The sequence below is a fragment of the Sanguibacter sp. Z1732 genome (genome assembly GCF_051020515.1).
Lineage (GTDB): Bacteria > Actinomycetota > Actinomycetes > Actinomycetales > Beutenbergiaceae > CALKWS01.
In genome coordinates this window covers 657,434-683,399 of record NZ_CP194857.1, presented here as the reverse complement: position 1 = coordinate 683,399, position 25,966 = coordinate 657,434, and the positions used below count along the sequence as shown (strand labels likewise).

General features: G+C 67.7%; 19 protein-coding genes and 2 pseudogenes. 17 read left to right on the top strand and 4 right to left on the bottom strand.

From position 1 onward, the window contains the following. Positions 1 to 228 precede the first annotated feature (228 nt). Positions 229 to 3,273: a hypothetical protein gene (locus ACRRRO_RS03770; RefSeq protein WP_424796437.1), complete on the top strand. Its 3,045-nt coding sequence runs from the start codon at positions 229 to 231 to the stop codon at positions 3,271 to 3,273. Here ACRRRO_RS03770 and ACRRRO_RS03765 read toward each other — a convergent pair. Both ACRRRO_RS03765 and ACRRRO_RS03760 read right to left on the bottom strand, forming a co-directional pair. Beyond that, complete coding sequence (locus ACRRRO_RS03765; protein WP_434081089.1) at positions 3,235 to 4,422, bottom strand: glycosyltransferase family 4 protein; 1,188 nt, start codon at positions 4,420 to 4,422, stop codon at positions 3,235 to 3,237. The genes ACRRRO_RS03770 and ACRRRO_RS03765 overlap by 39 nt on opposite strands. A gap of 22 nt (positions 4,423 to 4,444) precedes the next feature. Further along, the gene (locus tag ACRRRO_RS03760) at positions 4,445 to 5,755 is read right to left on the bottom strand and encodes a polysaccharide pyruvyl transferase family protein (protein WP_424796435.1); all 1,311 of its coding nucleotides are present in this window, start codon (positions 5,753 to 5,755) and stop codon (positions 4,445 to 4,447) included. Positions 5,756 to 6,051: 296 nt separating this feature from the next. Between ACRRRO_RS03760 and ACRRRO_RS03755 the strand changes: the two genes are divergently transcribed. The 4 genes and pseudogenes from ACRRRO_RS03755 to manA all read left to right on the top strand — a co-directional run bounded on the left by ACRRRO_RS03755 (position 6,052) and on the right by manA (position 9,398). Then, the gene (locus tag ACRRRO_RS03755; RefSeq protein ID WP_434081088.1) at positions 6,052 to 7,311 is read left to right on the top strand and encodes an oligosaccharide flippase family protein; all 1,260 of its coding nucleotides are present in this window, start codon (positions 6,052 to 6,054) and stop codon (positions 7,309 to 7,311) included. After that, entirely contained in the window at positions 7,305 to 7,703 is a 399-nt protein-coding gene (locus ACRRRO_RS03750; RefSeq protein ID WP_434081087.1) for a hypothetical protein, read from the top strand. The genes ACRRRO_RS03755 and ACRRRO_RS03750 overlap by 7 nt, the downstream gene beginning before the upstream one ends. 110 nt (positions 7,704 to 7,813) lie before the next feature. Next, positions 7,814 to 7,942: pseudogene (locus ACRRRO_RS03745) on the top strand (glucose-1-phosphate thymidylyltransferase); the annotation flags it as partial. 334 nt (positions 7,943 to 8,276) lie between these two features. Further along, positions 8,277 to 9,398: a mannose-6-phosphate isomerase, class I gene (manA, locus tag ACRRRO_RS03740; protein WP_434081546.1), complete on the top strand. Its 1,122-nt coding sequence runs from the start codon at positions 8,277 to 8,279 to the stop codon at positions 9,396 to 9,398. A gap of 105 nt (positions 9,399 to 9,503) precedes the next feature. Here manA and rfbA read toward each other — a convergent pair whose 3' ends face one another. Further along, on the bottom strand, positions 9,504 to 10,370 hold the full coding sequence (gene rfbA, locus ACRRRO_RS03735) for a glucose-1-phosphate thymidylyltransferase RfbA (protein ID WP_424796432.1): 867 nt from the start codon (positions 10,368 to 10,370) through the stop codon (positions 9,504 to 9,506). A 757-nt stretch (positions 10,371 to 11,127) separates the two neighbouring features. Between rfbA and ACRRRO_RS03730 the strand changes: the two genes are divergently transcribed. The 11 genes and pseudogenes from ACRRRO_RS03730 (at position 11,128) to ACRRRO_RS03680 (ending at position 24,241) form a co-directional block, all read left to right on the top strand. Next, the gene (locus ACRRRO_RS03730; protein ID WP_434081086.1) at positions 11,128 to 12,429 is read left to right on the top strand and encodes a hypothetical protein; all 1,302 of its coding nucleotides are present in this window, start codon (positions 11,128 to 11,130) and stop codon (positions 12,427 to 12,429) included. After that, complete coding sequence (locus ACRRRO_RS03725; RefSeq protein ID WP_434081085.1) at positions 12,360 to 13,607, top strand: LuxR C-terminal-related transcriptional regulator; 1,248 nt, start codon at positions 12,360 to 12,362, stop codon at positions 13,605 to 13,607. The genes ACRRRO_RS03730 and ACRRRO_RS03725 overlap by 70 nt, the downstream gene beginning before the upstream one ends. Positions 13,608 to 13,825: 218 nt before the next feature. Then, entirely contained in the window at positions 13,826 to 16,231 is a 2,406-nt protein-coding gene (locus tag ACRRRO_RS03720) for a LuxR C-terminal-related transcriptional regulator (RefSeq protein WP_434081084.1), read from the top strand. A gap of 231 nt (positions 16,232 to 16,462) precedes the next feature. Next, positions 16,463 to 19,777, top strand: coding sequence for a hypothetical protein (locus ACRRRO_RS03715; RefSeq protein ID WP_424796429.1), 3,315 nt, complete (start codon positions 16,463 to 16,465; stop codon positions 19,775 to 19,777). A gap of 256 nt (positions 19,778 to 20,033) precedes the next feature. Then, positions 20,034 to 20,255, top strand: a complete 222-nt coding sequence (gene infA, locus ACRRRO_RS03710) for a translation initiation factor IF-1 (protein WP_022917277.1) — start codon at positions 20,034 to 20,036, stop codon at positions 20,253 to 20,255. A gap of 77 nt (positions 20,256 to 20,332) precedes the next feature. After that, positions 20,333 to 20,446 carry a 50S ribosomal protein L36 gene (rpmJ, locus tag ACRRRO_RS03705; RefSeq protein ID WP_424789003.1) on the top strand — a complete coding sequence of 38 codons (114 nt, stop codon included), beginning with the start codon at positions 20,333 to 20,335 and terminating at the stop codon, positions 20,444 to 20,446. Between the two features lie 153 nt (positions 20,447 to 20,599). Beyond that, positions 20,600 to 20,977 carry a 30S ribosomal protein S13 gene (gene rpsM / locus ACRRRO_RS03700; protein WP_424789002.1) on the top strand — a complete coding sequence of 126 codons (378 nt, stop codon included), beginning with the start codon at positions 20,600 to 20,602 and terminating at the stop codon, positions 20,975 to 20,977. A 63-nt stretch (positions 20,978 to 21,040) separates the two neighbouring features. Further along, a complete protein-coding gene (rpsK, locus tag ACRRRO_RS03695) occupies positions 21,041 to 21,448 on the top strand; it encodes a 30S ribosomal protein S11 (RefSeq protein WP_424796428.1) in 408 nt (135 codons plus the stop codon). Positions 21,449 to 21,600: 152 nt separating this feature from the next. Next, a pseudogene (locus tag ACRRRO_RS03690) lies at positions 21,601 to 22,596 on the top strand (DNA-directed RNA polymerase subunit alpha). Positions 22,597 to 22,623: 27 nt separating this feature from the next. Next, positions 22,624 to 23,229, top strand: coding sequence for a 50S ribosomal protein L17 (rplQ, locus tag ACRRRO_RS03685; protein WP_424788999.1), 606 nt, complete (start codon positions 22,624 to 22,626; stop codon positions 23,227 to 23,229). A 142-nt stretch (positions 23,230 to 23,371) separates the two neighbouring features. After that, entirely contained in the window at positions 23,372 to 24,241 is an 870-nt protein-coding gene (locus ACRRRO_RS03680) for an alpha/beta fold hydrolase (protein WP_424788998.1), read from the top strand. On the opposite strand, the gene ACRRRO_RS03675 is transcribed toward ACRRRO_RS03680, so the two are convergent. After that, positions 24,227 to 24,985, bottom strand: coding sequence for an ROK family protein (locus tag ACRRRO_RS03675; RefSeq protein WP_424788997.1), 759 nt, complete (start codon positions 24,983 to 24,985; stop codon positions 24,227 to 24,229). The two genes, ACRRRO_RS03680 and ACRRRO_RS03675, sit on opposite strands and share 15 nt — an antisense overlap. A gap of 129 nt (positions 24,986 to 25,114) precedes the next feature. On the opposite strand from ACRRRO_RS03675, the gene truA reads away from it, so the two are divergent. Beyond that, on the top strand, positions 25,115 to 25,945 hold the full coding sequence (truA, locus tag ACRRRO_RS03670; RefSeq protein ID WP_424796427.1) for a tRNA pseudouridine(38-40) synthase TruA: 831 nt from the start codon (positions 25,115 to 25,117) through the stop codon (positions 25,943 to 25,945). The last annotated feature ends 21 nt before the right edge of the window (positions 25,946 to 25,966 follow it).

Sequence of the window (25,966 nt, the reverse complement as noted above, 5' to 3'; positions counted from 1 at the left end):
AATAGCTGGGAGTTCCCCGATCGTGACCGACTCACAAGGTACTCTGGGCCGTACTTCCAGGAAAGGCGTGCCATGGCTCGACGCGCGTGGATTCTCGGGGGAAGTGTCGTCGCGGTCGTGGGACTTGTGGCGGGAACCGTGCTGGTTGTCACCGGCGGGAACACCGAGCCCGCTGCCCAGCATCCGGCTCCTGATCTCACGCCGGTATGCGGTTTCGAAGGACGCCTGGTGGAAAAGATCACCGCCGACCGGCCGAGCGATGAGGAACCGTTCGCACCCGAGTACTGGACCGTGAGCCCGGGTGAAGGCGGGGTGTGGGGAATCGCGGCCACTTCCGAGGCGATCCTGGTCGAAGGAGAGGGAGCAGACGGCGAGACCATCCTGGAGCGATTCGACCATGATGGTCGCAGCCTGGACACGACCCTGTTTGAGCACGAACGTGACCAACCGCGGCACAACAACGGCTCGCCCGCCGTGTCCCCGGATGGGGCGGTCTATGCAATCGACACCTACGACGGGCGCCGCCAGGTCGCCCAACTCGACGCTGACGGCAGTACCTCGTCGTCGTTCGAGGTGCCACCCGGTGCGGAGAGCACCGGGCATCCGCTGGACCTCAAGGGCATCCACTGGGTCGCGGATCTCGGCGGGGCGCCAGCGCTCCTGATCGGCGAGGGAGAACGCACGGTGCACGGGTTCCGCGAGAATGGTGACTACCTCGGCGTGCTGCCGGGCCTCCCAGACACCCTCTTGGGGTCGGTGGGCAACACGAGCGTCGCCGGTCTCACCGTTGATGGCGGCACCGCCCACCTTCGCGTCCACGATCTCGCCACGGGCGCCACGGTGCTGCACGTGCCCTTCAGCCTGGCTGACCGTGAGTTCGCTGTCTCCGGCCCCCCACGCATCGAACGGCCGCGCGGAGTTACCCCTGGCCCGCGGGGAGAGGGGTTCCTGGTGGCGAGTGCCGATGGGATCCAATGGGTCGACGCCCACGGGGTACGCCAGGGCTTCTGGATGAACGGCAGCGGGGGGATGACCTTGGCGGAGGCCGGTCGCCTGATCGAGCGGGACGGACACTACTGGGTGCTGTCCTTCCTCGAGGGGGAATACCGGGTGCTGTCGTTGAGCAGCGAGGAGATGCAGGCGATGCTGCTGGGCCCGGTGGAGCCGAAGGCCTCCCGGGAGGCGTCCCTGGCGCGACTGGGAATCGGCATCGGACCGACCACGGATAGGCCGTTCAACCATTTCGACGCCGGGGAAGTCCCCGAGGTCTTCATCGAGACGGAGGAGGGTTGGGGAGTCAGCGACGCAGGGAACTCGGAACTGCAACTGCACTACACCGTCACCGGTGATCCGACGCTGGCGGAGCCTGTCGTGCAGGAGCAGCGCCGGGCCGAGATTCCCCTCGGCGGCGGCCGCAGTGCACTGGAGTTACCGGAGCGCCGACCCGGGGTGTACGAGGTGAGTCTGTGGCTCGTCGAGCCCGGCAGCACCGAGCCGCTGTCGGGTGCCTGCCTGCGTTACAGCATCAGCCCAGAGGCGTCCCCGCTCCGTCTGGGGACGCTGAGCGATGGTGCCGACTGGGGCGGGCCGGGGCCGTTACGCGGCGTGGAGATCGCCGCACGGTTGGGCATCGGCAGCCATCGAGTGCAACTGGACTTCGCGTCCCTGGTGCCCGACCCGGCTGCTGAACCCTCGCCGTCGGGCATCAGGTGGCAAGGCTTGCCCGGCGCGGGGGAGGAGGACGACGACGCCGGCGCCTTTGGCCAGCTCCGTGCAGCCGCGCAGGTTGCCACCCAGGAAGGGGTGGATCTCATCGTCCAGCTCGGCCAGAACGGTGAAGCTGAGCGTGCCGCAGTGGATTCGGGTACCTGGGAGGGGTGGTCGGAGTACATCGTGGCCGGCGTGGCCGAACAGGTGCCCGAGATCATCCTGTGGTCGCCGTGGAACGAGCCGAACATGGCATTCGACGATGGCGCCGAGTACGCCGAAGACGTTGAGATCCCGTTTGCGTTGGCGGCGCACCGGGCTAATCCCGGGGCCCAGGTGCTGGCGGGAAACAGCCTGGGATTCGCCTTCGACTGGTGGCGTTCGGCAGCGACCACGAACCTCTGTGAGCATGTCGATGCCATCGCGGTCCACCCGTACACCGGCTGGAACCGATCCTGGGAGGAGGAGGGCTTCATCCAGGAGGGCTCGGGTTTCGACGAGTTACGGGACGCCCTCGGTCCGGAGTGTGCGGCGCTGCCGGTCTGGGACACCGAAACCGGCTGGACCTCCGATGGCGCACTGTCGCTGTGGTCCCAGGGTGCGAACGTGGCGCGCAAACTTCTCTGGTACACCCGTGAGGACCTGGCGGGGTGGACGTACTTCTTCAGTGAGGGCGGGTGGGGCGAGTTCAACCTGAGTTGGTCGCTCATTCAGCACCAGTCGTACGTCAAGCCGGGCGCACTGGCGTTCGCCACCACCTCGAGGCTGTTGGCGGACTCAGGCGCACCCGAGGTCGTCGAGACGCCCATACCGTTCAGTCACGCGATGCGGCTGGGCGGTGCGGTGGAGACCGTAGCCATCTGGACCGATGGGATGCGGCTGGAGGCGGTGGCTCGAACCGATGCGGCCGAACTCACCGTCATTGACCATTACGGCCACGAGCGATCACTCCCGGTCGAGGACGGCCGGGTCACGGTCACCCTGACCGGTGCGCCCCAGTTCTTCGTTGCCTCTGCCGGGACGATCGAGTTCCAGCCGGTGGAGGAGTTCGGCCCCGACGTCCTGGTCGGCGCAGAGGTCCAACCGAGTTCGACTCATGAGGAGGCAGACCCTCAGGTCATCACATCGGGGACGGTGAACCCGCACCGGCCATGGCGCTCCGGGCGGGTCGGTGGGGCGGTGGACCCGAGCCCGCATGTGGATATCGCATTGGAGGAGCCCACCGTGATCGACCGGGTCGCGGTGGCCAGCGGCAGTATCGTCTGCTGCGAGGCCGGCCTGCGCGACTACACGGTGTCGGTGCAGACCCCCGACGAGCAGTGGGTGGAGGTCGCGCAGGTCGAGGACCAGTTCTGGGATCGGGTGGTGTTGGTTGAATTCGACCCGGTCGAGGCAGTGTCCATCCGAATCGAGGTGCCGTGGCGGACCATTCGCGGGGTGGAGATGCTCAGCGTGAACTACACCGACCTGGCCGGTGGTCACCCACCGCCGTTCATGGGGTTGCAGACGGAGAGTGACTACGTGGTGTCAATCGCCGCTGTGTCGGCGTGGGAGCCTGCTCGGTGACCGAGGACGGCTCGGACCGTCGGCGCCCACTCGATCCAGCACCGCCTGATAGCGGTTGGATACCGCATCCCATGTGAACGGGCCGAAGGCGGCGCTCCCGGCACGAGCGAGGTGCGCCGCGCCGACCGGGTCGCCGAGCAGGGACAGCATCGCGGTGCTGAGTGCCGCGGCGTCGAACGGATCCACGAGCAGGCCGTTCACCGTGTCCTGGACGAACTCCGCGGCGCCACCGCGGGAGGTGGCGATGACGGGCGCTCCGGCCCGCCAACCTTCGAGGATCGCGATCCCGAAAGCCTCGACGTGGCTGGGCACCACCAGCATCTCGGCGTGCTGGAGCAGTTGGTGGACCTGCCCGGCCGAGAGTCGGCCGAGGAGTCTGACCTGCTGGGTCAGGCCATGCCGGTCCGTGAGCTCCTCGAGGCGTTGGCGGTCCGGCCCGTCGCCCGCGATCACCAGACCCACGTCGCCGTTTTCTGCGGCGACGGGGGCGAAGGCTGCGATGAGCTCACCGAATCCCTTGTTCGGTACCAGGCGCCCGACTGCGGCGATGAAGCGGGGGGGAAGCGGCGGCATCGTCGCCGGACGGGGCGGGGCGCGGTCGACGCCATTGAAAACGATGTGCACGGGCGGTGTTCGAGCGGCGAACCTGAGTAGATCATCGGCAGCGAACCGGGAGCAGGCGGTGATCGCGCTGGAGCGCCTGATCCCAGCCGCCAGTGCTCGACGGATCAGCCTGGAGGAGGTGAAGATGTCGTCGGCGTCGCCGGACGTCTCGCCGTGAGCGCTGTACACCAGCGGGATGCCGGAGAACCTGGAGAGGACGGTGGCGTAGACGCCGTTCGGCCCGAAGCACTGGACGTTGAGGATCTGCGGGCGGTCGGTCCTGACCGCGCGCCGCCATGCCCTGATTGCCGCCGGGAGCCTGCGCAGGAACTTCACGAGGCTGCCGAGGTCGCGGGCGGGAAGTGGACAGGGCAGGTAGCGCAGCGGAATCCCGTCGACCGACGAGGGCACCTCATCGCCCTGGTCGACCGCCCTAGTCACCTCGTACCCCCGGTCCCGCAGGCCCCGGGAGACTTCGAGGACGTGGCGCTCGACCCCACCGAATCGAGGCAGGAACGAACTGACGATGAGGGCAACCCGGTTCATGGCCCGCCACCTCGGCTCGCGGTCACGGTGTGGCCAACAGGTCGATCAGGGTCTCCGACACCATGTGCCGGCCCCTCCGGGTCAGCCGGGAGATCCGTTCGTGGGTGACTGCCAGGGCTGCCTCGTCCGCCAGGTAGTCCACGAGGAACCGTGCGGCGCGCCGCCCGCCACGGCGTACATCCCGGCCGGCGACGAGCAGTCCCGTCGCCTCGATCTGGGAGTACAACTCGGCCCTCTTGTCCCGTCGCGCACCGGCCGAGCCGGAGTTCACCGACCACGTGCCGGGCTCGTCCAGCACAGCGATGGTGGGGATACCCATCCGCCAGGCGTTGATAGCGAGGTGGTAGGTATCGGTGAGGACCACATCGCACTGGGCCAACTGCGTGATGAGTTCGTCGAAGGAACGCTGTGCCGGCCCGAGGCGCACACCCCGCCCCACCTCGCTCAGGGTCCGCGCCCGCAGAGCCCATGACGGCGAGCGTTCCCGATGCTCCAGTCCCGGCCAGGCGGCGCGGAAACGCCGGCGGTCGTCGATGGGCCAGAACCCGGGCTCATGACCCCAGGGCAGCCAGACTGGCCGTAGGCCGGTCTGCGTGGTGAGCGCTCTGCCCAGTTGCGCCAGTGCCTCCGGCGGCAGGGCCGAGCGCCCGAAGAACACCCCCAGGTTCCCCGCGGGGCGATGCCTGACCTCAGGCTCCCAGAGGAACGCCGCGTCGGTGCCCTTGCTGAGCCGTTCGTCCGAGGCGCGCGCGAGTTGGGACACCCAAGCCGAGTACGTGTCGCGGAACCAGACCCGGCGGGCGCGCGATAGGAAGGCGTCGAGTGCCGGGCCGTACTCGCCGGCGTAGTCAGCGGGAGTGTTGAAACTCAACGTGGTGCCGTAGGAGATCACTCGGGACAGATGCTCATCCGCCACCCCGCGAAGCAGCAGGGTCCGGTACACGTGGTCCCGTGCCTCGGCCACGTCGCTGATCAGCCCCGTCTTGTTGGTGAGGATGTCGACGTTGGACTCCACATAGAAGGCCATGTGCAGGAAGTCGCCCCAGTAGACCACTGCATCGGCATCGAGGAACTCATCGAATCGCCCACGCAGGTTCTGATAGGTGATCTGGGTGCTGTCGTCCAGGAAGTCGCCATCCGCTGTCGGCTGTGAGCCGCCGACGGGTGTGATCCACTCGCTTTGATCCCACAAGCGCCAGTACTGCACACGCTCGAGACCCAGTCGCTTCGCCACCGAGCCGAAGGCCAGGTCTACGCTCGTCATTCCGGCGTTCGGTGCCGCGGGGGGTGCGCACAGCACGTTCACCGTCTTCTCGCGACCCACCCGCGTCATGCTGGACCTCCTGATTCGGGCCGGGGAACAGGTCGGCCGGCCGGGTCCTGCTCCCGCGCGTGTGTGCCACACCGCAACCCCACGATAGTCGATCCGCACCCCTTCTAAGGCCGATCGCGAAGGATGTTCGAGCGGGCTGGGGCTGATCCTCATGCCTGCCGAGAAACGCCGACAACCCACCGAAAGCCGCAGGTGCGGCAACTAGGATCGCCTTATGGTAATTGCCTGGTCTCGATGTACCCGGGGCGGAACGGCCCCCCTGGAGTCGATTCAGCAACGCGCCCAGAACCTCGAGTATGGATAGCCCTCCCGCGGTGGGTGATGAGCCCGGATCGGACGACGTCGATCCCGCAGCGGGCGTCGAGCCTCCCGCACCAGACGTCGGGTTCGCTGCGGAGACCGCTCAACCGCAATTCTCCCGGGGACAACTGCAACGATTCGCGGTCCGAGGCGCCTACTGGACGTTCCTGCACACCCTGATCTCGCTGCCGATCGCGTTTGCGGTCAACATCGTCCTCGCTCGCACGCTCGGCGCGGTCGACTACGGCCGGTTGGCGTACCTGACCTCGATCATGGCCATCGTCGGGAGCATCATCTCGATGGGTGTGGGAACTGGGGCGGTCCAGTACGGCGCGAAAGCGCACGCCACGGGACGAGGGCAGGAGGTCAAGGACCTGTTGTCCACCTCGCAGGCCATCCGGATGTTGACGGCCGCGCCGGTCATGACCTTGGTCGTGGTCAGTATCGCCGAAGTCGGTCCGGTGCTGCTGCTGGTGGCCGTGCTGTTCGGGGTCTTCCTACCCTCTGTGCTGGGCAACGCGACCTACTGCTTCGCCATCGAGAACAAGACCGCCGAGGGCGCCAAGCACGCCATGATCGTCAACCTGCTGACGCAAGGAGCGGTCCTCGTGGCGATATTCACCGCCCAGACCGCAGACGCGGTCTGGGGAGCGCGGTTGGTGATGGGTGGAATCGGTGCGGCTCTCGCGATGTTCTGGGTCGCACCCGCCTACCGCAGGGCAGTGCTGCGGCCGCGGCTACGTCGCCTCCCGAAAGGCTTCTGGCGGTTCACACTGCCTGCCGGCGCCGCCGCCGCAGTGGGCGCCATGGTCATGTCCCGGGTCGAGGTGATCGTCCTGACCTGGATGTCCGCAATGGAGGCGGCCGGGATCTTCGCGCTCGCGTTTGGTCTGGCGGTGCATTTGTTCAGCCCGGCCCAGTCGTTGGTGGGACCACTCATCCCGGCGGTCTCCGGATTGCACGAGGTCGACCGGCCCGCGGTGGCGCGGGCCCTGACCCGGACACTACGCGCCTCCTCGACCGCATTGGCCCTCATTGTGGCGGGCCTGGTGCCGTTCTTTGCGTTCCTGACCCCGGTGCTCTATGGAGAGGAGTTCCGGGAGGCCTCCGAGGTGTTGCTCGCGCTGGGGATCGCCGGCGCATTGGTGGTGATCGTCGGTCCGCTGAAGGCATTCATCATGGCCCGGCTCCACGGTGTTCGACTGCTGGTGTTCAACGTGGTCGCCCTGGCGGTCAACATCACCTTAATGTGCTGATCCTGGTGCCCCATCTGGGGGTCTGGGGTGCGGTCATTGGTAACGCGGGCGCCGCGCTGACGCAGATCGTCCTGGTGCTGGGCGGTGAAGCCCGCATGCTCCGGCTCACCTTCGGTCAGGCCCTGGCGGGGATCGCGCCGTACCTCCTGGGCGCATTGGTCAGCGTCACGGTGTGGTTCGCGGTATCGGCGCTGGAGTGGAACCCGGTTCCTTCGGCCATCACAGCAGTGGGTACGGGTCTGGTCCTGCTCGTGGTTGCACTGCGACTCCTCCGGGTGGGCCTGACTTCGGCTGACACCGAAGTGATCGTGACAGCCCTTCCCAAGCCCGTGCGCGGCGTGGGTCGCTTCATGCTGAACCTGTGTGCGGGCGCGCGGATGACCGAACTGTGAAGGACCGGCCCGGCGGGGAACCCGGCAGAAGCCAAGACGGTGGGCGTGTGCCGGGGGATGAACTTCTCCGCGTGTTGCCATGGGCCACGGTTGTTCGAGCAGTTGGAGGAGAGCCGACCAGACCCAGATCGAAGGACGCGGTGCCGGGTCTGTACTTCTACGACAACGACGGCGTGGCCATAGCCCGGGGACTGCCTCCCTCGCCACGCGGGCAGTACCAGATCACCGACGTTACGAGGCCTACCTGGACGAGGCCGCCTGCGCGGAGACGCGGACAACTGAGTGACGACGCCCTGGAACCTCCCGCCCAACCGTTGCGGAAGTACGCAGAATGTCTGCTGGATCTGCTGACGATCGCGGCCGAGGAACGTGGCCTGCAACGGGCTCAGCCCGAACCGCACTGAACCACCTGTTCCCGGACCAGGTCTCGGCGCCCAAACCCCGGGCGGACGTCCTGTGGCCGGACTACTCTGAAGCGTCTGGTGGTAAGGAGGCGCCGGTGCTTATCCAACTTCGCGGAAGCGGCCAGCACTATGCCTGGGGGTCGACCACCGCCATTCCTGACCTCCTCGGCTGCCCGCCCGACGGGCGCCCCTGCGGGCGGAACTGTGGTTCGGCGCCCATCCGGCGGCGCCCTCCAGGCTGGCTCCGGGCGGTGCCCTGGACCTACGGGAGCATCTGGACACCGATTCGGGGCGGGAACAGTTAGGGGAGCAGGTGCTGGCACGGTTCGGCCCGCACCTGCCCTACCTGCTCAAACTCATCGCTCCTGTGGCGCCACTGTCGCTGCAGGTGCACCCCAACCTCGAGCAGGCACGAGCCGGGTTCGACAGGGAGGAGGCCGCCGGCATCGCGCGTGAGGCGCCCGAGCGGCTCTACCCCGACCCGAACCACAAACCCGAGTTGCTCTACGCCCTGACCGAATTCCGGGCGCTGTCCGGGTTCCGCACCCCCCGCCGAGCACTGGAACTGGTCAACGGCTTGGATGTGGTGTTAGCCGATCGATTGGCGCAGATCCTGCAGACCGACCCCACCGCCCATGGCGTACGCCGGGCCGTCACGATGCTTCTCACTCCGGGCGAGGTCAGGGCCGAGGAGGTGAGCGCCGTCGTCGATGCCTGCGCGCAGCGCATGGGGACCCGGGGTGCCTCGTTGCGCATCGACCGCACCGTTGCCCGCCTCGGACAGGCCTACCCCGGTGACCCGGGCGCCGTCGTCGCGCTGCTGATGAACCCGGTGCTGCTCCAGCCCGGGGAAGCGATGTTCGTCCCGGCGGGGTCTCCGCACGCCTACCTGGACGGCCTGGGCGTGGAGGTGATGGCGAACTCCAACAACGTCTTGCGTGCCGGATTGACGCCCAAGCACATCGACCCGGAAGGCTTGCTGGAGGTGCTCGACTGCGTCGCTGCTCCGCCCGTGCGTATCGCGCCGGAGGTCGTCGGTCGCACCCGGGTGTTCTATGCCCCGGTGGAGGACTTCGAATTGTCGGTGACCACGCTGACCGACGAAGGCTGGACGGACTTTCCCGGCCACGGACCGCGGTTGGTGCTCGTCATCTCCGGAGCGGGTCGATTCCGCACCAGCGAGTCTGAAACGGTTGAGGCTGGGGCTGGCGACGCATTCTTCGTTCCCGCCACCGCCGAGCCGGTGCGGGCTATGGGCAGGGCGGAAGTGGTGCAGGCCACCGTTCCCTGACTGCCGACGGCGTACGTGGGCCCGGGTGATGATGGTCAAGGCCGGGCAGTACCCGCACGAGAGGTAGCGCGAGCCCGCGGGTTCGGCAGGAGGGTCGGGAAGGTATCAGGGGGAGTCCAGCAACCCCAGGAGATAGTCGCCGTAGGTGGACTTGCGAAGCGGCTCCGCGCGTTCGCGCAGTTCCTCATCGCTCAGGAAGCCCCGCCGCCACGCCACTTCCTCCGGCGCCCCGATCTTCAATCCCTGCCGGTGCTCGATCGTGCGGACGTAGTCCGAAGCGGCGAGCAGTGAGTCGAAGGTACCGGTGTCCAGCCAGGCGGTACCCCGCGGCAGGACGTGGACCTGGAGCGATCCCTGGCTGAGGTAGGTGCGGTTGACGTCGGTGATCTCGTACTCGCCCCTGGCGGAGGGCTCCAGGTTCCGGGCGATCTCGATGACGTCGTTGTCGTAGAAGTACAAGCCCGGCACCGCATAGTTCGACTTGGGACGAGCAGGCTTCTCCTCCAGGGAGAGCGCCCGGCCGTCCTCGTCGAACTCCACCACCCCGTAGGCCGTGGGATCGGAAACCCGATAGGCGAAGACAGCGCCGCCCTCGACTCCTTCGAAGCGGCCCAGCTGGGAGCCGAGTCCGGGCCCGTAGAAGATGTTGTCGCCCAGGACGAGGGAGACGTTCTGATCGCCGATGAAGTCGGCACCGAGGACGAACGCTTGCGCCAAGCCGTTCGGTTCGGGCTGAACCGCGTAGGCAATGCTGATACCGAACTGCGAGCCATCCCCGAGCAGCCTGTGGAACTGGTCGGCGTCGTGCGGGGTGGTGATGACCAGGACATCCCGGATCCCAGCCAGGATCAGCGTGCTCAGTGGGTAGTAGATCATCGGCTTGTCGTACACCGGGACGAGTTGTTTGCTGACTCCCAAGGTGATCGGATGCAGGCGTGTGCCGGACCCGCCGGCCAGGATGATTCCGCGCATGTGTTCAGTGTTCCGTATGTGGATCGGTGGTGTCCTTCGTACTGACAGCGAAGTTGGACGGAGTCCGGAGGTCCCCACCTGCTCCTCCGCAGGTGCTCGACGCAGGCGCGTACGCCCGCGACTCGCGCCGGGGTGAGCGCCGATCATCGCGCCTTGGTGCTCCTGGGACCAAGTCGAGGCCGGCCCGTCAGTGGTAGCGGGTGATCCGCTTCCTCACCCCGGTTCACCCTCCTCGCCCTGCGGGTTCACCCTCATGTTGGCTCGGATTCACCCTCAAAACGTGACGACGCGCACCCGCAGCACTAACGGAGGCAATAGAATCAGTCAAGGATCGTTGGCGGAGTGTCTGCCGGCGGTTCGATGTGAGTGGAGCGTGTCGCGCATGCATCGGTTCAAAGGAATAGACCGCGGTAGCAGTGGGCCACATGTGGCCCACGGGATGGCGCGCCGCAAGTTTCCGGACGAACCGAAACTGCCGCCATGGTCGGAGAGGGGCGGTTGAGCGCGGAATGAGAGCGTAAAGATGTTCTTCGGACTGGGCAATAACCCTTGCTTTACGGTCAAGGGCGGCAGATCATAGCAGAGAGTGACCTTGTTTGCAGGGTCGCGAGCGAACGAGGAACACATGAGTATCGGGGGTAGGACCATCACAACATCGGCAGCAACGGCCCGGAATCGGCGGTCTGCTTCGGCGGACCGGCCGCGGGCACGGTGCTGCTCGGAATCGCCGGCACCACGGCAATCAGGGGTGTGCTGAATGTCCACTCTTGGCACGGCCTCGAACGTCTTCGGTCGGTTGCCGCGGGTGACCGAACCCGCGATGGTCAGCGACATCGCACTGAAGACGCTCCAGCAGGCCCAACCGTTGACGGTGCTACGAGCCGCGCGCGGCTTCGGAAAGACCGCGGTGCTGGTGTACTGGTTGCGCAACTACACCGACGCGGCCACGGCTGTGTACTTGTCCTTGGACGACCGCAGCAACACCGAAGCCGACTTCTGGGCCGTCCTCGAGAGGGCATTGCGCGGTGCCGGCGTGCTCCCCGAAGGGACCGGTGCGCATGAGGCGCGCAGCAGGGTGCTCGATGGGATCAGCGCGCTGCGCCAGCCGCTGCGCCTGGTGCTGGACAACTTCCACGAGGCCGGGTTGACCGAGGGTGCTACCCAGATCGACGACGACCTGATCGAACTGGTGCGCAACAACGACCAGTTCTACCTGGTGGCCGCCGGGCGTACCCTCCGGACGCTCGAGACGATGGGGAGCCTGTCGGTCGATGGCAGCATCGTTGGTCCCTCCGATCTACGCACGCGTCCTGAACAGGTGCAGCAACTGGCTGCCATGGCCGGCCTGGACTTCTCCTGGGAACAGGCCCAACAGATCAGCACCGATTTCGGCGGCTGGCCGGCGGCGATTCGGGCCGGTTTGCGGGGCGCCACCGTCGAGGGCGGTATCGACGAGCAGTTGATCCAGGGGTACATCGGCGCGATGGTCCTGGACCTGCGGTTCAGCGATATTCGCACCTTTCTGCTGCGCACCGCGGTTCCGGCTTGGTTCGACATCGACATGCTCCGGGTGATCACCCCCAAGACGGAGGACGGCACTTCGGAGCAGGATGCCGCCGCGATACTCGCCCACATCCGGAACACCGGCCTGCTCTGGGAGGATCGGGACAAAGGTGCCGTCCGATATGGCTATCCGGCTGCGATTCGCCGGGCACTGCTGCAGGTGATGACCGAGGCCGCGCCGGACATCGGGCGGCAGGTGCACCGGGCGTTACTGACCGCCCCCGGTGCCGAGGAGGACCCCGGTGAGGCGTTGACGCACGCCGTCAATGCCCAGGAGTGGTCCACCGCGTTGGACGTCATCGACCGACAGTGGTTCCACTTGCTCACCGAAGCGCCGCAGACTCTGGTCGAGGCCATACACCACCTCCCGATGCCCACGGTCAGCACGACCCCTGGATCCGCGTGGCCCGCCAGCACCTTGCGGCGATGCACGAGCGCCTGGTCAGCGGACACACCTGGGTCGTGCCCGAGGCACTGCTCAGCCGTTCCGGCGTGATCAGTGAGGCAGGCGGCGCTGCCGACCCTGCCGACGCGGAGTCCATCGTGCTGATCCAGTGGGGTGTGGCCGCGATGCTGAGCGGCCACCACGACGCCGCGATCTACGCCTTCGGTCAGGCACGTGAACTCGGTCTGGACGGTGGCACGAAGGCGACCACGTTGGGTGCATCCGGTGTCGCCCTGGTGCACGCGCTGGCCGGCGAGCCGGACCTCGCGCGCACCGCCCTGCAGGACGCCGCGTTGCAGCCGTACCTCGCCGATGGTCACGTCGTTGATCCCAGTGACCTGGCTGGCGTCGCCGTGCGGCTCGCGGAGGCGTTGATCGCGGTGGACGCAGGCGCGCCGGACGCGTCGTTGCGCGTGGCCGCGATCGTCGAGCCACGCCACCGCACCGAGTTGTGGGTGGTGGGGGAGTTCGCGCGTGCCCACTATGCCGCCTTCGCCGATGACCCCGAGGAGGTTTTCCGCCAAGCCAACAAGTTGCGGGCAGCGCTGCGGCACGTGCCCAGGAACTCCCTTGCGGACGCGGTGCTGCAAAGCGTGCTGGTCGAACTGCTGTTGATCGCCCGGATGATCGGCGTAGCCGGTGAGGTCGCCGACCACCTCGGGGACAATGCCATCGGCTGGTCCGCTCAGGCGAAAGTGCACAACGCCCGACAGGACTACCGCCAGGCCGTCGAACTGGCCAGGCGCGCACTCTCGGCCCCGGGTAGTTCGCTGCGCTCGCAATTGGAATCCATGGTGATCATTGCCAGTGCCCTGCACGCCATGAACTCCCAGAGCGAGGCGCGCAAGGCCTTCCAGAGCGCCGTTCGCCTGGCCCGGGCGACCGGGCAGCGCCGCCCCTTCCAACTGATGCACAGGTACGTGTTCGACATGCTCGCCGACGGTGTGCCCGGCGCCCACGGGTTGTGGCCGGGCACCAACCCGAACGCGGTCAAGGCCGATGTGGCCGATGTGGCGGACTTGCCGACGCTGACCATGCGGGAGGCGCAGATCCTGCGGGCGCTGGAGCGGCACGCAGGGCCGGTCGGGATCGGCCGATCCCTCAACCTGTCGGCCAACACCATCAAGACCCATCTGCGCTCGATCTACCGCAAACTTGGTGTCGCGAGCCGAAACGAGGCACTGGAAGTCGCCGGCCGGGGTGGCATCCACGCCGAGCACGAAGGCTGATCGCGGTTGATGCCCATGCTCCAGCAAGAAGCACCAACCCCCCAGCCACCCCGCCTTCCGCGTGTTGCCTCCACCATCGTGCTCAGCCGCGCTCTGCGCGAGACAATGGAGAAGGCCCCGGCGATCACGGTGCTGTGCACCCCGCGGGGATTCGGTAAGACCAGCGCGGTCGCCTCCTGGATCCGCGGGCAGACCGGGGCCACACTCGCTACGTCTGGGTGGGCCTGCCGATGCACGCCACCGCCCCACAGCAGTTCTGGACCGAGGTGCACCTCGCCCTGACCGGGACGAGCACGCCGGCCGGGGCCGACCCGTTGACGCTCATCTATGCGGTGCTCGGCCGTACGCTGCAACCCACCACCCTCGTGCTGGACAACTTCACCTCCGTCAGCGCCGAGAGCGTGGACGATGAGTTGGGGGAGTTGCTCAACCAGTTCGAACGGCTGCGCCTGGTGGTCATGGTGCGGATGGAGCGGGCCATTGTGGCGATCGCCAACGCCCACGCGGAGTCCGTCGTCTTGCGGATGCCCGAACTCGGTCTGGACGCGCGGGGTGTCGCCACCATGGCCAACGAGGCCGGTTACACGATGACCCGCACCCAGGCCCACGAACTCGCCCAGGCAGTCGTCGGCTGGCCCGCGGTGGTCCGCGCACTCCTGCGTGATGGATCACGCGACGCCGAGGGTGCTCTGGTCCCGGACTGGCACGGCATCGAGCGGTACTGCCGGATCGTGTTGGAGGATCCGGACATGCAGCGCTTCCGACCGCTGCTGGCGGCGCTCAGTTGCGCGGAAACCTTCGGCCCTGACCTCGGCCGGAAACTCATCGGCCAGGACAACTGGCAGACCGCCTTCCCGGTGATCCACCAGGCTGGGATCGTCGAGCCCGTGCAGACCGGTGGCCGGGAGACCTATCGCGTCCGTCCGCGACTTCGCGCCGCCGTCCAAGCGGTCACCCGCCGCCATGACCCGGTGAACTACCGCCGCAACCATCGAATCCTGGCCGACTGGTACGACCGGCGGAACATCGCCGAGCCCGCCATCTCTCATTTCGTCGAGGCCGAGGACTGGGAACGAGCTGCGCTCCTCGTAGAGGACTACTGGCTGGAATTCGTCACCGGTTCTACCGATGACGCCAGGCGGATCATGCGCAAGTTCCCCGACCAGGTGGTGCGCGCCAGCGCCAGACTCCTGGTGGTCCGGGACTACATCCTGAACGTCGATACGACCCAGCGTGCCTGGCAAGCGTTCCGGTCCGGACACATGGAGGTCGACTTCGCCGCGCGCTATGAGAACCAGCGGCTCACCCTCAGCCAGACCCTGCAGATGCGCGTGTCCGGGGAGTACGAGGCGTTCCGGCAGGTGATGGAGGAGTCCGGTCAGGGGGTTGAGCGTTCGGCGTGGGCAGACAGCGTGCTGGAGCAGATGCCGGAGATGCTGCTGCAGTGGAGCATCACCCTGCTGCTGACCAGGGATGTGCCCAGCGCCGCCTATGTCTTCAGACAGGCCTACCAGTGGGCCCGGGAGCGGGGGATGACCGGAGCCAAGCGGGAAGCCGGAAGCGGACTCGCGCTGTGCCTAGCGATGCTCGGCCACCTCAACTCCGCCGACAAGTGGCTCGACCGGGTGGCCGGGCTTCCTTCCAGAGGCGCCCCGGCTGATCTGGAACGCCTGGCGAGCGTGCTCGTACGGGGGCTCATCGCCGGGGACCGACTCGAGGCCGGTGACACCGAGCCCGCACCGGTCGATGACGTCCCAGCGCTGCCCGGGCTGGATGCGATCCAGCAGTATCTGCACGCCGGATACGCGCTGCACCGGGGGGATGCGCGGGTGCAGGAAGAGACCCTGTCGATGCTGGAACGCTCGCTCGCGACGTTGACGCCTCACCGCCACGGAGCCCGGATCACCGGAACCGCGGCCCGCAACGCCATCGTGGACCTGTGCATTGCTCGTAGCCAGTTCGAGCGCGCCTACCGGGCGCTGGAAGGCGTCGACGCCGAGCAGGTCTGGGCGATCGTATGCCGGGCCCGGCTCGCCTTGTTCGAGGGGCGCTATGACGCAGTTCTGGCGATGACCGAGCACATGGATGGACTGTCGGTCGCCGACATCCGGCACAGTCTGCAACTCCACCTCATCCGAGCCTGCGCAGCGCGTCGCCTGCACCGGATGGACGTTGCTGGCGACGAACTCCAGGCGGCGGCCAGCCTGGCCGAGATTTCCGGCATCGTGCGGTTCTTCGCGCTGGTGCCAAGGGCCGACCTGGTGAACTTGGACCAGGAGTTTCCCCACGTGGTCCCGCCGGGCGTGTTGCAGGCCGTGACCGCCGGCGCGGAGGTCTTCCCCGAGCCGCGCGAACCCGTCCGGCTCTCCGAACGAGAACTGGAGGTGCTGCGCCAGATCGCCACCGGCGTGCCGCTCAGCCAGGCGGCCCGGCGTCTGTTCGTCTCGGAGAACACGGTCAAGTCCCAGGTGCGCAACATCTATCGCAAACTCGGGGTACACAACCGCGAGGATGCTCTCCAGCGCGCGAACTCACTGGGACTGCTCACCGATGACGACGACGGGCGCCCGGGTGGATATCCGGACGCCGCGGATGCCCAGCCCCGGCGCACGGCGGTCATCTGAAGCGACTGTCGCCGTCGCCGGTTGGGCCATGACGACCCTGCCGGTCGCCGCCGCCCGGCGTCCGGCGTCCGGCGTCCGGCATCCGTGACCATCCTGTGACCTTCATTCGGCACTGAGGGTGGGACCCGGGCCATTAGCCTGTGTGCGATCCGTGGTGCGCCGCTGCCCTCACCCCTGGCCGGCGTCACCGGCGCCCGGCAACACCGCCGGGTGCGTGAGGAAAGGACACAGATGTCACACCGATCGGCCCCTCCAGCACGCGGCAGAGTCCGCACGTTCCTGGCGGCACTGTTGTCGCTGCTCCTGCTCGGCATCGGGATCACCACGGCGTCGGCCGATGTGATCGACGACGCCGAGGCGACCCCGGCGCAGCAGGGCACCTGGGAGTTGTCCCAGCAGGCTGCCCCCACGTCCGGCGCCACGGTCGAAGCAGGTGAGCAGATCACCTACACCCTCAGCGCCGCCGCGCTCGACACCCGCCCGGTGCAGGGGATCACGGCCACCGTGGACCTGTCCGGTGTGCTGGCTCACGCGAGCCTGGTCGAGCCACTGCATCGCGAGCTGAGCCTGACCGGTGACGAGCTCACCTGGGATGTGCGCAATCCGGTGCGCATCAACAGCCCCGCCTCGGTGTCCTTCTCCGTGGTGGTCGACTCCGATGCGTCCGGCGTCACGCTGACCTCGGTGGCCGCGCCGCAGAGCAGCGGCGGGACCTGCACCGACTGCACCATCACCCACACAGTGCCCGGCGAGCCTTCCTGGGACCTGAGCGTGACCCCGAATGAGGAGCCCGGGTCAACCCTGCTGACCAACGCGGCGATCGTTCCGTCGATGACGGCCACGAACACCTCCGATGTGACGGTCTCCGACGCGCAGGTGGTGGCCGACCTGACCGGGATGGGCCAGCACTGGGACCTGGGGACCCTCCGTGAGGGCGTGAGCTATGACGCTGAGACCGCACTGCTGACCTGGGACGTCCCCGAGATGGAACCGGGTGAGTCCGTCACCCAGCGCTTCCAGGTGCGACTGCGGGCCCCCGCTCGTGGGAGCGAGGTCTCGCTCGACTTCACGGCCCAAGGGGCCGGTGGGGAGTGCGTGACCGGGTGTGAACTCGGCTACCACGTGTTCGGGTTCGACGCCTCGGTCACAGCCGACCCTACGGCCGGTGAGGTGACCGCCGGTCAGCAGATCACCTACACCTGGACAGCGCAGAACATCTCCGGAGGTGAACTCACCGGAGCGCACATGCGGGCGAACCTGCGACACCAGGCCGGCCCGTTCCTCGATGCCGCGGATCTGGTGGAACCGCTGGATGAGGCGCTGGAGATGTTCGGATCCGTGCTGCACTGGAACATCCCGGACCTGGACCCGGGGGAGAGCGCGCAGATCTCCTTCGTCGCGCAGATCCACCAAGACGCGACCCCGGGCGATGCGGTGCGGATGGGGATCAGTGCCGGGACGGCCCGCCACGGCGGGTCGCTGGTGGACCCCGCCACCCTGGTGCACACCGTCGCCGAGCCCACCTGGGAGTTGTCCCACAGTGCCGAGCCGGCTTCCGGATCCGCGGTGGCACCGGGTGAGCAGATCACCTACACCCTCACCGCTGCGGCGCTTGATCTGCGCCCCGTGACCAGGGTCGCGGCGAGTGTGGATCTCTCGGAGGTACTGAGCGGTGCCAGCCTCGTCGAGCCGTTGCCGGCGGGGTTGAGCCTCGACGGGGATGAACTGACCTGGACCGTCCGCCAACCGGTGCACCGCAACCATCCCGCGTCGGTCTCCTACACCGTGACCGTGGACGACGACGCCTCCGGGGCCACCCTGACCAGCGTGGCGACGCCACAACGAACTGGCGCGCTGTGCACCGACTGCACGCTCACCCACACGGTGGCTGAGCCGGCGTGGGAGGTGAGTGCGCGGGCGGCGCAGGCTAATGGGGTCACGATCCCGAATGAGGGGACGGTGCGCCCGAATGGTCAGTTGAACTATCACTTGAGTGCCGAGAACACCTCCGGTGTGAGGGTCTCTGATGGGGTGGTGGTCGCCGATGTGTCGGGGCTGGTGGCGTATGCGAATATCGAGGCGCTCGGTGAGGGCGCGGAGTTCGATGCCGATGCCGGGGTGGTGCGGTGGTCGGTGCCTGAGCTTGGAGCGCAGGAGTCGGCGTCGGTGCGGTTCCGGGCGAACTTGCGGTTCGCGGACGCCCCGAATGCGGTGTTGCCGTTGTCGGTGAGTACCGAGGGTGCCGGTGGGGAGTGTGTGAGTGGGTGTGAGTTGGTGCATTTCGCTACCGGTTTTGAAGCCTCGATGACCACTGATCCGCCCGCGGGCTCGGTCGAAGCCGGGGATGAGATCGTCTACACCTGGACGGTGCAGAACACCTCCCACGCGCAGATCTCCGGCGCCACCGTCACCGCCCAGTTGCGGGATGTGCTCGAGCACGCCGAACTGGTGGAGCCGTTGGCTGAGGAGTTGCGTCTGGTCAGCATCGTCGGTCCGACGATCATGAGGTGGGATGTGCCGGACCTGGCCGCCCACGAGAGCGCCGAGGTGTCCTTCAGTGTGATCGTGCGCGACGATGCCGATGCGGGTGCCGAACTCGCCACCTCGATCACGGCCGGGGCGAACAGTTTCGGCATCACCTACGGGGAGAGGGAGGTCACCCACACCGTTGATCAGCTCTCCTGGGAGGTCAGCGTCCGGGGGGCCCAGGCGAACGGGGTGACCATTCCGCACGAAGGAACCCTCCGCCCGAACGGTCAGGTGAACTACCACGTCGTCGCGGAGAACACCTCCGGGCTGACCATGTCCGAGGGCGCCGTCATCGCGGATGTGTCCGGGCTGCTTCCCTACGCCGACATCGAGGCGTTGACCGCCGGGGCCGAGTTCGACCCGGAGAACGGGCTCGTGCGCTGGTGGTCACCGGAGTTGTCCGGAGGGGAATCGGCCTCCTTCTCCTTCCGGGCGAACCTGCGCTTCGCCGATGCTCCCGGCGCGGTGCTGCCGCTGTCGGTGATCACCCAGGGTCCCGGCGGGGAGTGCGCGAGTGGGTGTGAACTGGTGCACTACGTCACCGCGTTCGAGGCCTCTGTGAGCGCGGACCCGCCCTCCGGGGAGGTGCGGGCCGGGGATGAGGTCACCTACACCTGGCAGGTGCGCAACACCTCTCAGGCACAGATCTCCGGTGCGTATGTCCGCGCCCAGATGGGCGGCGTGCTCGCGCACGCCGACCTGGTCGAGCCGCTACCAGATGGTGTGAACTTCACGATCGGGACCGTGCTGAACTGGTGGATCCCGGACTTGGGTCCCGGTGAGAGTGCCCGGGTGTCGTTCACGGTAGTTGTCGATCAGGACGCGGAGCAGGGCGCCGAGTTCGGGATGTCCATCACTGCCGGTGCGAACAGTTTCGGGATCACCTACGGTGATCAGGAGGTGGACCACGCCGTCACGGTGTCGGTGACTCCTCCGGCCCCGTCACTGCCCCCTGTACTGGCTGTTCTGCTCGGACTGGCCAAGTGGGTGCTCGGTTTCCTGATCTGGCTGTTCTGACCGGTCGAGGTGAGTTGACCGGCTCGGGTGTGTTCCGTCGTCGTCCCGCCAGGACGACGCCGGAACACGGTGTGAGATAGACCGCATCGGAACCGATGCGGGCCGGTTCCATCGAGGCGGATCATGCCGTAAGATTGACCGTTGGGCGCGCTCCGCCATGCTCTCGACCCGGGCAACCGGGCCGGCGGCGCACGGAGCACAGGTCGTACACACGCGCCTCATCGGATCCAGACAGATACTGCAGTTAGCGGAGGATATGGCGAAGAAGGACGGGGTCATCGAGATCGAGGGCCACGTGGTCGAGGCGTTGCCCAACGCGATGTTTCGCGTCGAGTTGAGCAACGGCCACAAGGTACTCGCTCACATCTCGGGCAAGATGCGGCAGCACTACATCCGGATCCTCCCCGAGGACCGTGTGGTGGTCGAGTTGAGCCCCTACGACCTCACCCGCGGTCGAATCGTCTACCGCTACAAGTAACAGACCACGATCTCGCCGCCGCGAGGGGGAGGCCCATGGGAGTTCCCGAGCGTGCGCGGCGGTGCAGAGGAAGCATCATGAAGGTTAAGCCGAGCGTCAAGAAGATCTGTGACAACTGCAAGGTGATCCGTCGCAACGGTGTCGTGCGGGTGATCTGCACCAACTTGCGTCACAAGCAGCGCCAGGGCTGACGCCCTGCGTTCGGGCCGTCCGCGGCCCACCACAACTGCACACCGCCAGCGATCGCCCTGCGATCGCAACCCTCGGCTCGGAGGCCGGGGCCCGCAGCCCGCGGGACGGCGATGTGGAAGACCTCCGATGACTCACAGGAGTGAGAAAACAATATGGCACGACTCGTCGGCGCCGACCTCCCCCGCGACAAGCGGCTCGAGGTGGCGCTCACCTACATCTTCGGCGTGGGCCGCACCCGCGCTGCCGAGACGCTCGAGGCCACCGGCCTGAGTCCGGACCTGCGCGTCAAGGACCTCAACGACGCGGACCTGGTCGCATTGCGCGACTACCTCGAGGGCAACTACAAGCTCGAAGGTGACCTGCGCCGTGAGGTGGCCGCAGACATCCGCCGCAAGGTGGAGATCGGGACCTACCAGGGCCTGCGGCACCGCCGTGGCCTTCCGGTGCGCGGACAGCGCACCAAGACCAACGCGCGGACCCGCAAGGGCCCCAAGCGCACTGTGGCCGGCAAGAAGAAGGCCGCTCGCTAAGCAGTTCGCTCTCCGCCACCGTGCGGATGCGGATCGACGACCTCGAAGAGAAGAGATTTGTAGATGCCCCCCAAGACTCGCCAAGCCGCCGGTGCGCGCAAGCCGCGCCGCAAGGAGAAGAAGAACGTCTCCGCCGGTCAGGCCCACATCAAGTCGACCTTCAACAACACCATCGTCACGATCACCGATCCCTCTGGTGCCGTGATCTCCTGGGCCTCCTCCGGCCAGGTGGGCTACAAGGGTTCGCGTAAGTCGACCCCCTTCGCCGCCCAGCTCGCCGCCGAGGCCGCCGCCCGCAAGGCGCAGGAGCACGGCATGAAGAAGGTGGACGTGCTGGTCAAGGGCCCCGGTTCGGGCCGGGAGACCGCGATCCGTTCGCTGCAGGCCACCGGCCTGGAGGTCGGGTCGATCCAGGACGTGACCCCGCAGGCGCACAACGGCTGCCGCCCGCCGAAGCGTCGCCGGGTCTGAGTCCGGTGTGGTGCGGGCTGAAGCCCGCACCGTCGGTGTGGCCGCCCGCAGGTCGGCCCGCCCACCACCGTTAGTTTCACCCCCGGTTCGGACAGATGGGCCGGGGTCTTGCACGACGTCATATAGCGGACGTTTGCTGAAAGGAATCACCAATGCTCATCGCACAGCGCCCCACACTGACCGAAGAAGTCGTCGACGAATTCCGGTCCCGTTTCGTCATCGAGCCTCTTGAGCCGGGCTTCGGTTACACCCTCGGTAACTCCATGCGTCGTACCCTGCTCTCCTCCATCCCGGGTGCGGCCGTGACCAGCATCCGCGTGGACGGGGTGTTGCACGAGTTCTCCACCATCTCCGGTGTGAGGAGGACGTCACCGAGATCATCCTGAACATCAAGGACATCGTGGTCTCCTCCGAGCACGACGAGCCTGTGGTGATGTACCTGCGCAAGCAGGGCCCCGGCACCGTCACCGCTGCCGACATCACGCCCCCGGCCGGTGTGGAGGTGCACAACCCGGACTTGCACCTGGCGACCATCAACGCCAAGGGCAAACTCGAGATCGAACTGACCGTCGAGCGTGGCCGCGGGTACGTCTCTGCGGTGCAGAACAAGCAGGCCGACGCCGAGATCGGCCGTGTGCCGGTGGACTCGATCTACTCCCCGGTGCTCAAAGTGACCTACAAGGTCGAGGCCACTCGTGTGGAGCAGCGGACCGACTTCGACAAGTTGATCGTGGACGTGGAGACCAAGCGCTCGATGTCCCCGCGTGACGCCCTGGCCTCGGCCGGTTCCACCCTGGTGGAACTGTTCGGGCTGGCCCGCGAACTCAACACCGAGGCCGAGGGGATCGAGATCGGACCTCCCCCCGACCGACGCCGCATTGGCCGAGGACCTGGCGATGCCGATCGAGCAGTTGGATCTGACCATCCGGTCCTACAACTGTCTCAAGCGGGAGGGCATCCACACCGTTGGCGAGCTCGTGGCTCGCAGCGAGGCCGACCTGCTGGACATCCGCAACTTCGGCGCCAAGTCGATCACCGAGGTGAAGGAGAAGCTGGTCGGTCTGGGTCTGTCCCTGAAGGACAGCCCGAGCGACTTCGACCCCTCCCTCGTGGCCTCGTACGACGGCGACGACTACGACTACAACTGAGCGTCGCTCGCACCCTAGGAGATTCCCATGCCCAAGCCCACGAAGGGGCCCCGTCTCGGCGGTAGCCCGGCACACCAGCGCCTGATGCTGGCGAACCTGGCCCAGTCGCTGTTCGAGCACGGCAGCATCCGCACCACCGAGACCAAGGCCAAGCGGTTGCGCCCGTTCGCCGAGCGACTGATCACCAAGGCCAAGCGCGGTGACCTGGCCGCCCGTCGTCAGGTGCTCGCCGTGCTGTCCCGCAAGGACGTGGTGCACGAGTTGTTCACCGAGATCGCTCCGCGATTCTCCGAGCGTCCCGGTGGCTACACCCGGATCATCAAGGTCGGCCCCCGCAAGGGTGACAACGCGCCGATGGCAGTGATCGAACTCGTCACCGAGCCCTACAGCCCGAAGCAGGCCACCGTGAAGGAGGCTGAAGGCGCCACCAAGCGTGGCGCGAAGGAAGCCGCCGCCCAGCAGGCCGCCGAGGCCCCCTCCGCCGAGGAGACCACGGACAGCCCGGACAGCCCCGACTCCCCGGAGTCGGCGGCGAGCCCGGACAGCCCGGATTCGGCACCGTCGGCCGACTCACCCGCCGAGGCCGACGAGACCGAAGCCAAGGACGACGCCGGGGAGGCCGGCAAGTCCTGACCCGACGTTAGTCAGCGCATTCGCAGGCCCGCTGCCGGACCACTCCGGCAGCGGGCCTGCGTGTTCTGTGCCCGGCCCGCTGACCGCTCAGCGCGTGCGATGGTTCGGGTGGCGGCGTGAAGGGCGTGGCACAGTGGTGTCCATGCCCGTGGATCATCAAGACCCTGAGCGCGAACCGGCCTTCAGGGTGAGGGTCGCCCAGCCCGCCGAGCGGGACCGGCCCGGCGAGCCCGGCATGCAGGACGAGCCCGCCCAGCCATCAGTGCTGTTCGTGCACGGCATTCGCAGTTCGGGGACCATGTGGCGGGCGCAGGTGGAGCACCTCAAGGCGCTGGGGGTGACTGCGCGGGCGATCGACCTTCCCGGCCACGGCGCGCAGATCAGTAGTGCGTTCTCGCTCGCGATGTGCCGGGAGGTGATCGAGCAGGCATGGCAGGAACTGCCCGCCGGGAGACGCATCCTGGTCGGGCTGTCGCTGGGCGGCTATCTGGCGTTGGATTGGGCCGCTCGAACAGCGAGTCCGGTCGACGCGGTGCTGGCGGCCGGGTGCAGCGTGCGTCCGCGGGGGGCGCCGCTGGCGGCCTACCGGCGCCTGGCCGGGCTGATCAATCGGTTGCCCGACCGGGGTGGCTGGCTGAATGACACGCTGGCCACCCGGATGCTCAGCCCGGACGCCGCCCGGGACGTCGCTGCCGGCGGGGTGGCGCTGGACGTGATGGTGCCGGCGCTCACGGCGATCGCGCAGGTGGATCCGATCACGGACCTGCGCCGTATCGAGGCCCCGGTGTGGCTGGTGAACGGGGCATGGGACCACTTCCGGGTGGAACAGGGCCGGTTCTGGGCCGCAGTTCGAACAGGTCGGCTGATCGTCCTGCCCCGGACCGGGCACCTGGTCAGTCTGGAGCGCCCGGACCTGTTCAACGCCGTGCTGGCCGCGCTGGTGGCCCAGGTGCGCGAGTCCGGTCCGGACCTCGCCCCGGGCGCCGGTCCGGATGTCTCAGCCCGGCAGTGACCAGGCCCGCACGCCTCCCACGATTCCGGCGCTGTTGGGCACCACGACCACGTCGTCGCCCGCCTTCGCCAGCACCACCGGGGTGATCCGGCGGGAGTTGCCACCGCCCAGGTAGAGCCGGTCCCACAGGAACACCGGGCGCAACGCGTCGATCACGCGGCGGACGCGCCGCGACCACATCGCATCCCCCAACCGCAACCGTTCGTGCTCGCCGACGTACTCGTCGTAACTCAGGCCCCAGCGCACCGGGCTCTGGGACAGTTCCGTGTGCGGGGCCAGCCGGCCGCCGTCGAACACTGCATTGCCCAACCCGGTGCCGAAGGTGAGCATCAGTTCCAGGCCTGCGCCGGCGATCACGCCGGCTCCGTGCACCTCGGCGTCGTTGAGGATCAGGGCGGGCTGGTCGAGCCGCTCCTGTACCGCACGGCGCATGTCGAAGCCCGTCCACGCCGCTCTGAGCTCGGGCAGTACCTTCGTGCGCGGGCCGGCCCGGGTGATGTAGTGGGGGGTGTGCACCACCACACCGTGGCGGATCATGCCCGGCATGCCTACGGTGATCCGGTCGGTGGGGGGCAACCGTTCGGCGAGGTCGGCGATCACCTCGAGCAGGCTCTCCGGTGGCAGCGGGTAGGGTGTGGCGGTGCGTACCGGCTGGGCGTGCATGGTGCCGACATCGTCCAGCACCGAGGCCTTGATGCCGCCGCCCCCGCAGTCCACCGAGAGGGTCACCGGGTCGGAAGTCACACCCTGATGCTACTGGCGCAGCGTGAAGCGGGCCCGCTGTGAACGTGCGGAGCGGACACGATGTGATGAACTGTTCCCGTGTCCGAACCAGACAGGCCCGCAGCGCCACCGGCCGGGAATGAACCGGCTGTGCGCATCCGGCTGGACCTGGCCTATGACGGCACCGAGTTCTCCGGGTGGGCCGCCCAACCAGGGTTGCGCACCGTCGAGGGGGAACTGCGGCGCGGGCTGGGGACCATCCTGCGCACCGAACCACCGCGGCTGGTGGTGGGTGGGCGCACCGATGCCGGCGTGCACGCCAGGGGCTCGGTGGTCCACACCGACGTCGACGCAGCTGCGTGGGAGTCCCTACCCGGCCGATCCGACCGTGCCCCCGCTCAGGCGGCCCTCACGCGGCTGGCGGGCGTGCTGCCACCGGACATCGTGGTACGCCGTGCCACCGTGGTCAGCACCGACTTCGATGCCCGGTTCTCCGCCCTGCGACGACGCTACTCCTACCGGCTGTGCGACCGTCCCGCCCTCGCCGATCCCCTACGTCGAAGGGACACGGTGATCGTGCCCAGACCGCTGGACTCCGAGGCGATGAACACCGCAGCCGACATGCTCTGTGGACTACACGACTTCGCCGCGTTCTGCAGACCACGGGAAGGGGCCACCACGATCCGTACGCTGGAGGACTTCTCCTGGCAACGTCCCACCGAAGGCGTGCTGGAGGGCACCGTGGTGGCCGACGCGTTCTGCCACTCGATGGTGCGTGCCCTGGTCGGGGCGGTGGTCGCCATCGGGCAGGGCCGCCAGGAACCGGGATGGGCCGCCGCGGTGCTGGCTGCCCGCAGACGGGACCCGGCGGTGATGGTGATGCCCGCGCACGGACTGTGCCTGGAGGAGATCACCTACCCGCCCACGCATGAACTGGGTGCGCGCGCCACCCAGGCCCGTGCCGTGCGCGAACTCCCGTGAGGTCTCGAGCGGGAGGTGGCG